Source organism: Rhodobacter sp. TJ_12, from assembly GCF_020023995.1.
Classification (GTDB): Bacteria; Pseudomonadota; Alphaproteobacteria; order Rhodobacterales; family Rhodobacteraceae; genus Rhodobacter.
Genome location: NZ_NRRD01000006.1, coordinates 126,261 through 134,360, shown reverse-complemented (window position 1 = coordinate 134,360; position 8,100 = coordinate 126,261). Strand labels below are relative to the sequence as shown.

Sequence of the window (8,100 nt, the reverse complement as noted above, 5' to 3'; positions counted from 1 at the left end):
GGGGGGCAGTCACGACAACGAATGAAGATCCGGCCGCGTCCGATGGTGTCTGATGGCACCCCCGGGGCATCGTGAGCTTATGGTGTTGCCGGCGTGGCCCCGAGGGGAGGGGAGAATGACCGAGACCACGGCAGATATGGCCAAGCGCGCCCGTGCCACGGGCCGCGCCTCGGTGTCCGCACGCGCGCAGCCCCAGCCACGCCATGGCGAAAAGGACGCAGCCCGCCTTGATGCGCCCCATGTCGAGCGCGCGCCGGGGGCCGTTGCCAGCACCGGCTGTGCCGCGTCACGTGCCGCATCTGGGGGGGCGGGGGCCGCTGGTATGTCACTGCCCGCCGCACAGGCGCGCACCGAAAGCTATTACGACAGCCTCGAGGCAGAGACCTTCTATGCCCATCTGTGGGGCGGCGAGGATTTGCATATCGGGATTTTTGACGGCACCGACGATATCCGCACCGCCTCGGACAACACGATCGCGGCGATGTTGGCGCGGCTGCCCCAGCTTGGCCCTACGGCGCAGGTGCTCGATATGGGCGCAGGCTATGGCGGGGCGATGCGCATGGTGGTGGGCCGCACCGGGTGCCGCGCCACCTGCCTGAATTTGTCGCGCCGCCAAAACGCGCGCAATCTGTGCAAAATCGAAGAGGCGGGGCTGCAAAGCCTGATCACCGTGCGCCACGGGATGTTTGAGGATGTGCCTGCCCCCGATGGGCAGTTCGATGTGGTCTGGAGCCAAGACGCCTTTTTGCATTCGGATCGCCGTTATGCGGTCTTGCGCGAAGCGTGGCGGGTGCTGCGTCCGGGTGGAGATCTGATCTTCACCGATCCGATGCAGGTCGATGGTGCAGATCCGTCGGCGCTGCAAGCGGTGTACGACCGGCTGAACCTCGATTCGCTGGGCAGTCCCGGTTTTTACCGCGCCACCGCCGAGGCGATTGGTTTTACCTGTCTGGCACAGGACGACATGACGGGCCATTTGCGCACCACCTATGCCCGCGTGCGCGATGCGCTTTGGGACCATCACGCGATGCTGTTGACCGAAGGTGCTTCGGCCGACTGGCTCGACCGGATGGCGACAGGGCTGGAAACTTGGGTCAAGGCGGCCGATGCCGGTCAGCTGGCCTGGGGCATCCAGCATTTCCGCAAGCCAAAGGCCTGAACGGGGCAGCCTGCGCCCGGCCTTTGGAGTGGAGCAAAAACGGACGGGGAAGGGCCCCGCGTCCGCGCCTAATATGCATGCCTGCTTTTCTTTAAGATATTGAATTTAAACGTTAAATTATTAAGAAATCTCACGAAATCGTGCCCTGCGGCGGTTGACCCCCCGAGGGGGCGATGCTTGGATCGCCCCGCAATGTCGGAGGTCAGAGGCTTTCGTCACAACGGACCAAACCGGGAGATGACGCATGACAACGAAATTCCTCAAATCGCTGGGTATGGCTGCGGTTGCGCTGGGGCTGGGGGCCACCACGGCGCTGTCGGGCCCGCTGATGGATCGCATCGAAGCGGGCGAGCCCATTCGGATCGGTTTCGCCAATGAAGTGCCCTGGGCCTATCCGGGAGAGGACAAAGAGCCGCTTGGCTTCGTCAATGCCTATGTGCTCGGCGTTCTGGGGGAGATGGGCTATGACGACATCCAGCCCGTGGTGACCGAATGGGGCGGGCTGATCCCCGGGCTGAAGGCCAGCCGGTTCGATGTCATCACCGGCGGGATGTATATCCTTAAGGAACGCTGCGAGAACGTCGCCTTTTCCGAGCCGATGGCCAAGGTCAACGATGCGCTGATCGTGATGCCGGGCAACCCCAAGGGGCTGAACAACATGGATGACATTGCCGCGGCCGACGCGGTGGTGGTGACCGGGGCGGGCTACAATTCGATCAAAGTGGCCAAGGCCGCCGGTGTGCCCGACGATCACATCATGGAAGTGCCCGGCCCGACCGAGATTTTGGCGGCGGTGAAGGCGGGGCGCGCCGATGCAGGCGCAGTGACCTATTTCACCGCGCAAAATCTGGTGCAAGAATCGGATGGCGCGGTGGAACTGTCTGATGTGACCAAGCAGCCTGTCGATGGCGCGAATTGGGTTGGCATCGGCTTTCGCGAAGAGGATCGCGATTTCCTAGAGGCCTTCAACGCGGCCCAGAAAGATTATCTGGGCTCTGAGGCGATGATGGCCGCGGTGGCCGAATATGGCTATGGCGAAGGCGCGCTGCCCGACGACAAAACGACCGAATGGGTCTGCGCCAACCGCTGATCTGAACAAGCCCCGGGCCGGTCTGCCCTGCCCGGGGCCCGCAATCGGAGCGGTTCTTCCGCATGTCATACCTTGATTTCCTGCGCGACTATGGCCCGCGCCTGCTTGACGGCACGTTGATGACCGCCGCGCAGTTTCTTTGCGCCACCGTGTTGGCCATCGCGATTGCGCTGATCGCCGGGCTGATGAAGCTGTCGCACAATCGGCTGATCCGCACCCCGGCGGTGATCTATATCGAGATTTTTCGCGGCACCTCGCTGCTGGTTCAGCTTTACTGGATCTTTTTCGTGCTGCCGCTCTTTGGGCTGACGCTTGAAAAATTCACCGCCGGTTTCGTGGCGGTGGGCATGAACCTAGGCGCCTATGGGGCGGAACTGGTGCGCGGCGGCATCCAATCGGTGCCGCGCGGTCAGTGGGAGGCAGCCTATGCGCTGTCGCTGTCGCCCGCAAAACGGATGTGGCGGATCATCTTGCCGCAAGCCTTGGTGAACATGCTGCCGCCTTGGGGCAACCTGTTGATCGAACTGCTCAAGGGTACGGCGCTGGTGTCGCTGATCTCGGTTGCGGATTTGATGTTCGAAGCCAAGCAGATCAATGGGTCCACCTTCTTGTCGGCCCAAGCCTTCGGCACCGCGTTGATCATCTATTACATCTTCGCGCGGCTGATCGTGACGCCCTTCATGCGCTGGCTAGAGCGGGTGATGGCTCGCCGCATCGGGAGGGCGTAAGGCATGTTCGATTGGAAATGGGATTTTGCCTTTGAAATTTTGCCGCGCCTGTTGTGGGCCACGCTTAACACGCTGATGGCGGCGGGGGCGGGCTATGCGATTGCGGTGGTGCTGGGCCTTGTACTGGCGCTGGCGCAGCGCACACCGATCCGGGCGCTGACCGCCGTGGTGCGCGAGGCGGTGGAGTTCATCCGCTCTACCCCCTTGGTGCTGCAAATCTTCTTTGTTTTCTATGTCGGGCCGCAATTCGGGCTGCGGCTCAGCCCGTGGACGGCGGGGATGATTGCCATCGGGCTGCATTACGCGGCCTACCTGTCCGAGGTTTATCGTGGCGGTATTGAAAGCGTGCCCAAGGGCCAATGGGAGGCTTGCACCGCGCTCAGCCTGTCGACCCGCGATACCTATGCGCGCATCATCATCCCGCAGGCGCTGCCGCCCGCGCTGGCGGGGATGGGCAATTACCTTGTCGGCATTTTCAAAGACACGCCGATGCTGTCGGTGATCGGGGTGGCCGAATTGATGCACACCGCCAATGCCATCGGCTCCGAACATTACCGCTTTTTGGAACCGATCACGATGGTGGGGGTGATCTTCTTGATGATCTCGCTGCCCGCCGCGGGGCTGGTGCGGCTGTTTGAAACTTGGGTGCGGCGCAAACTGGGGATGATCCGATGAAAGACCTGCATGACCTGTCGCACTATCCGTTGAAGCTTGAGGGCCCCGACCGGCCAATGGTGTCGTTTCGCAATGTCACCAAGCGTTACGGCGATCTGGTGGTGCTGGATGGGCTGAACCTTGATGTGGCCGAGGGCGAGATGGTCTCGATCATCGGGCCCTCGGGCTCGGGCAAGACCACGGTGTTGCGGATGCTGATGCTGGAAACGATCCAAGGCGGCGTGATCTATGTCGATGGCCAACCGCTTAGCCATATGGACCGCGGTGGCATGCTGGTGCCGGCCACCCCCCGGCATCTGCGCGCCGGGCGCGAACAGATCGGTATGTGCTTTCAGCACTTCAACCTGTTTCCGCATATGACGGCGCTGGGCAATTGCATGGAAGGGCCGGTGCAGGTGCTGGGTATGTCCAAGCAAGCCGCCCGCGAACGCGCCGAGGATCTGCTGGAAATGGTGGGCATGATCGACAAGCGCGATGAACACCCCGCGCGGCTGTCGGGCGGTCAGCAGCAGCGCGTGGCGATCGCGCGGGCGCTGGCGATGCGCCCCAAGGTGCTGTTGCTGGACGAGGTGACCTCGGCGCTGGACCCCGAGGTGATCGGCGAGGTGACCGGCGTTATCAAAAAGCTGGTCGAAAAATACCGGCTGACGATCATGATGGTCACCCACCAGATGGGCTTTGCCGCCGATATCTCGGACCGGGTGTGCTTCTTTTACGATGGCCGGATCGAGGAACAGGGCGCGCCGGCGGATCTGTTCTCCAACCCGCAAAAAGAGCGCACCCAGCAATTCCTCAGCGCGGTGAAATCCGCCGATTAAGGCCCACCCCTGCGCGCGCTTGCCGCAGGGTGCCACCGGGGGGCGGGCTGGACAGGGGCTGCCGGGGCAGCGTTTACTGAACCCGGCAGCCCTTTGCGCTGCCAGCGCAAGCCAAGACAACTGCCAAGACCACTGAATACGAGTCTCTGCGCCCCGCTTTTGTGGGCGCATCACCGACCTCAGGGGGGTAGATCATGCCATTTGGACGGGAAGGATTGCACGACGGGATCGGGCTTGCCCTTTCGGGCAGCGGGTTCCGGGCGGCGTTGTTTCACCTCGGCGCGCTGCGCCGCTTGACCGAGCTGGGCATTCTGACCAAGCTTGACCGGATTTCCTCTGTATCGGGGGGTGCGATCGTCGCCGGGCGGCTGGCCGAGGTCTGGGGCGCGTTGGCCGCCGACCCGGATGTGGCGACCTTTGAGCGGCTGGTGGGCGATCCGATCCGCGCATTCTGCGACCGTTCGATCGATCTTCCGGCCATTTTGAAGGCGGCGGCCAATCCGTTTTCTTCGGCCGGGGAAATGCTGGAAGAGGCCTATGCCAAGGGTCTGATGACCAAAAGCTTGGATGGGCTGCCCGATCATCCGGTGTTCATCTTCAACGCGACCAATATGCAGACCGGGCGCAATTTCCGCTTTTCCAAGCGCTATATGGGCGATTGGCGGATCGGGCTTTTGCCGGCGCCGCTTGTGCCGATGGCGCGCGCGGTCGCGGCCTCTTCGGCTTTGCCGCCCTTTTTCTCGCCCGTGACCTTGCGCCATCCGGGGCCTTTCGCGGCGGTGGAGGGGGCCGATCTGAACAACACCCCCGCCTATACGCAGCAGATCCGGCTGGCCGATGGCGGCATTTATGACAACCTTGGGCTAGAGACCGTCTGGAAACGCTGCAAGACGGTTTTGGTTTCTGACGCGGGGGCGCATTTCCAGCCAGACCCAAAACCCGGGCGCGATTGGCTGTCTCAGGCGATGCGCTCATATGCGATTGCCGCCGACCAGTCGCGCGCCTTGCGCAAGCGCTGGCTGATCGATCAATTCAGCGCCGAAACCGCCGAAAACGGGCAGGCGCGGTCGGGCACCTATTGGGGGCTGGAAACGCAGATCGCGCATTATGGGCTGGAGGATTGCCTGCCCTGCAACCCGCAGGTAACGCGCGGGCTGGCGCGGCTGCGCACGCGTCTGAACCATTTCACCGACCGCGAAAAGGGCATGCTGATCAATTTCGGCTATGCATTGACCGATGCGGCGGTGCGCCGCCACACCCCTGAATTGACCGAAGGGCATATCATGCCCGCAATCTGGCCCTATCCGGCCTATGCGCTGGGCTAAGACGGGCGAGCCTGCGCAAAGGGCTGGAGCCATGGGCTGCGACGATGTTTTTCTGGCATGGGCGCGCGCCTCGCGCTAAGGCAACGGCATGAGTGACACCCTGCCGCCGTGCCCCGAATGCAACTCCGCCTATACCTATGAAGCGGATGCCCTGTTGGTCTGCCCCGAATGCGGGCATGAATGGTCCCCCGATGCCGAAGGCGCGGGCGAGGCTGTCGTGCGCGATGCGGTGGGCAATGTGCTGGCCGATGGTGATACCGTCACCGTCATCAAGGATCTAAAGGTCAAGGGCTCGTCCACGGTGGTCAAGGTCGGCACCAAGGTGCGCGGCATCCGGTTGGTAGATGGCGATCACGACATCGATTGCAAAGTGCCCGGTATCGGCCAGATGGGGCTGAAATCGCAATTTGTGAAAAAGGTCTCGGAATAACCGGGGCCTCTTTGCTTTGAAGCCGGATAGGTCCGGGTGATCCCCCGGACCGGGCCCGCCCCAAGACGGCAGCCGTTAAAGCGGCCATGCCATCAAGATCGCGGGCAGGCCCACCCCCATGGCAATCACCTCGACCGGGACGCCCAGCCGCCAGTAATCGGAAAAGCGATAGCCGCCGGGCCCCATCACCAGCGTGTTGTTTTGGTGCCCGATGGGCGTCAAAAACGCGCAAGAGGCCCCCAGCGCCACCGCCATCAGATAGGTATCAGGGTTGGTGGCCGTGGTTTCGGCCAGCCGCAACCCCACCGGCACGGCCAAAATCGCTGTGGCATTGTTGTTCAGCACATCAGAGACCAGCATCGTCACCGCCATCAAAACGGCCACCGCAACCCAAGCGGGCAGCCCTGCGGTCGCCGCCGCCAGCCATCCGGCCACCAAGGCCGAGGCTCCGGTCGTATCCATCGCCGCGCCCAAGGGGATCAGCGCCGCCAAAAGCACGATCACTGGCCAATCGATCGCGTCATACAGTTCTTCGATGTTGAGCACGTCAAAGAGCACATAGCCCACCACTACAACGCCAAGCGCCACCGGCATCGCCAAGAAGCCAAGGCTGGTTGCGCCAATCGCCAGCAAGAACAGCCCGACGGCGAAAGCGGCGCGGCTTTCCTTCATCACCACCTCGCGGCCATCCAGCGGCAAAACGCGCAGCGCCGCCACAATGGCCTCGGCTCGGTCTTCAGGCACCAAAAGCAGCACGATATCGCCTTCGCGGAATTTCGTATCGCGCAGCCTGTCGCGGATCGTACGGCCTTGCCGCAAGATCCCCAAAACCACGCAGTCATGCTCGCTTGCCAGCCGGGCTTGCCGCGCGGTGCGCCCCAACAGGCGGCTGGATCGCCCCGCCACCACCTCGATCATCGCCTCGCCGGTGCCCGCGATACGCGGCGCGTCCTCGGCGGACCCATCGGGATAGGCAAGCCCCAGTTCCACCCGCAATTCTTCCAGCCGGGTCGGGCTGGCTTCCACCACCAGCGTATCGCCGGTTTCCACCGTGACGCCGCGCGCCGGGCCATGCAGGCGGCGGCCCCGGCGTTTGAGCGCCAAAAGCGTGCAATCCAGCGCCTCGCAGGCGCTGCGCAATTCGGTGCGGGTCATATCAAGCGCGCGCGCTTTTTCCGGCACCACGAGTTCGGTGACGTAATCGCGCACCATCGCCTCGGCCTCGGCAGAAATATCGCCCTCGGCCCGTGCGGGCAAAAACCGCCAGCCGATCAGCGCGACATACAGCAGACCCGCCAGCGCCACCGGCCCGCCCGCCCAGGCAAAATCCAAAAAGCCAAAGGCTTGGCCGGTTTCTTCGGCCCGAAAGCCTGAAACAATCAGGTTCGGCGGTGTGCCGATCAGCGTGACCATGCCGCCCAAAATGGTGGCAAAGGCCAGCGCCATCAGCGTCAGCCCCGCGCCGCGTCCGGCCTTGCGCGCGGTGGCCACATCGACCGGCATCAAAAGCGCAAGCGCAGTGACATTGTTCATCAGCGTGGAGAGCGCCGCGCCCACCGCGCCGAGCCGCAACAGATGCAGCGACACCGGCAGTTCGGCATTCGACAACAGCCGCGCCAGCGCATTCACCGCCCCCGTGCGCGTCAACCCCGCCGAGACCAAAAGCACCAGCGCCACCGTCATCACCGCCGGATGGCCAAAGCCCGCAAAGGCCCCCTCGGCCGGGACCACGCCCGCCAAAACCCCGGCAATCAGCCCGGCAAAGGCAACGATGTCATGGCGCAGCCGTCCTTGCACCATCAGCGCGACGACGCCTGCAAAAATGGCAAACAGGGTCATCTGCGCGGCGGTGATTTCGGCGCTCATGCTTTCTCC

General features: G+C 63.4%; 8 protein-coding genes. 7 read left to right on the top strand and 1 reads right to left on the bottom strand.

Features of this window, described 5'->3' with window-relative positions; genetic code table 11:
• Positions 1-115: 115 nt before the first annotated feature.
• The 7 genes from CKO11_RS07440 (at position 116) to CKO11_RS07410 (ending at position 6,225) form a co-directional block, all read left to right on the top strand.
• A complete protein-coding gene (locus CKO11_RS07440; protein ID WP_223635539.1) occupies positions 116-1,159 on the top strand; it encodes an SAM-dependent methyltransferase in 1,044 nt (347 codons plus the stop codon).
• 244 nt (positions 1,160-1,403) lie between these two features.
• Positions 1,404-2,249 carry an ectoine/hydroxyectoine ABC transporter substrate-binding protein EhuB gene (gene ehuB, locus CKO11_RS07435; RefSeq protein WP_223635536.1) on the top strand — a complete coding sequence of 282 codons (846 nt, stop codon included), beginning with the start codon at positions 1,404-1,406 and terminating at the stop codon, positions 2,247-2,249.
• Positions 2,250-2,311: 62 nt separating this feature from the next.
• A complete protein-coding gene (ehuC, locus tag CKO11_RS07430; protein ID WP_223635533.1) occupies positions 2,312-2,977 on the top strand; it encodes an ectoine/hydroxyectoine ABC transporter permease subunit EhuC in 666 nt (221 codons plus the stop codon).
• Between the two features lie 3 nt (positions 2,978-2,980).
• A complete protein-coding gene (gene ehuD, locus CKO11_RS07425) occupies positions 2,981-3,652 on the top strand; it encodes an ectoine/hydroxyectoine ABC transporter permease subunit EhuD (protein ID WP_223635530.1) in 672 nt (223 codons plus the stop codon).
• Positions 3,649-4,470, top strand: a complete 822-nt coding sequence (gene ehuA, locus CKO11_RS07420; protein ID WP_317851799.1) for an ectoine/hydroxyectoine ABC transporter ATP-binding protein EhuA — start codon at positions 3,649-3,651, stop codon at positions 4,468-4,470. Before ehuD ends, ehuA begins: the two co-directional genes overlap by 4 nt.
• A gap of 194 nt (positions 4,471-4,664) precedes the next feature.
• Positions 4,665-5,795 (top strand): patatin-like phospholipase family protein, encoded by a 1,131-nt coding sequence (locus tag CKO11_RS07415; protein ID WP_223635528.1) that lies wholly within the window; start codon positions 4,665-4,667, stop codon positions 5,793-5,795.
• A gap of 88 nt (positions 5,796-5,883) precedes the next feature.
• Positions 5,884-6,225, top strand: coding sequence for a zinc ribbon domain-containing protein YjdM (locus CKO11_RS07410; protein WP_223635525.1), 342 nt, complete (start codon positions 5,884-5,886; stop codon positions 6,223-6,225).
• Positions 6,226-6,300: 75 nt separating this feature from the next.
• On the opposite strand, the gene CKO11_RS07405 is transcribed toward CKO11_RS07410, so the two are convergent.
• Positions 6,301-8,091 (bottom strand): SLC13 family permease, encoded by a 1,791-nt coding sequence (locus tag CKO11_RS07405; RefSeq protein ID WP_223635522.1) that lies wholly within the window; start codon positions 8,089-8,091, stop codon positions 6,301-6,303.
• Between the last annotated feature and the right edge of the window lie 9 nt (positions 8,092-8,100).

Coding starts and splice junctions, on each gene's coding strand:
- CKO11_RS07440 (WP_223635539.1), top strand. CDS start 116: ATGACCGAGACCACGGCAGATATGGCCAAGCGCGCCCGTGCCACGGGC.
- ehuB (WP_223635536.1), top strand. CDS start 1,404: ATGACAACGAAATTCCTCAAATCGCTGGGTATGGCTGCGGTTGCGCTG.
- ehuC (WP_223635533.1), top strand. CDS start 2,312: ATGTCATACCTTGATTTCCTGCGCGACTATGGCCCGCGCCTGCTTGAC.
- ehuD (WP_223635530.1), top strand. CDS start 2,981: ATGTTCGATTGGAAATGGGATTTTGCCTTTGAAATTTTGCCGCGCCTG.
- ehuA (WP_317851799.1), top strand. CDS start 3,649: ATGAAAGACCTGCATGACCTGTCGCACTATCCGTTGAAGCTTGAGGGC.
- CKO11_RS07415 (WP_223635528.1), top strand. CDS start 4,665: ATGCCATTTGGACGGGAAGGATTGCACGACGGGATCGGGCTTGCCCTT.
- CKO11_RS07410 (WP_223635525.1), top strand. CDS start 5,884: ATGAGTGACACCCTGCCGCCGTGCCCCGAATGCAACTCCGCCTATACC.
- CKO11_RS07405 (WP_223635522.1), bottom strand. CDS start 8,091: ATGAGCGCCGAAATCACCGCCGCGCAGATGACCCTGTTTGCCATTTTT.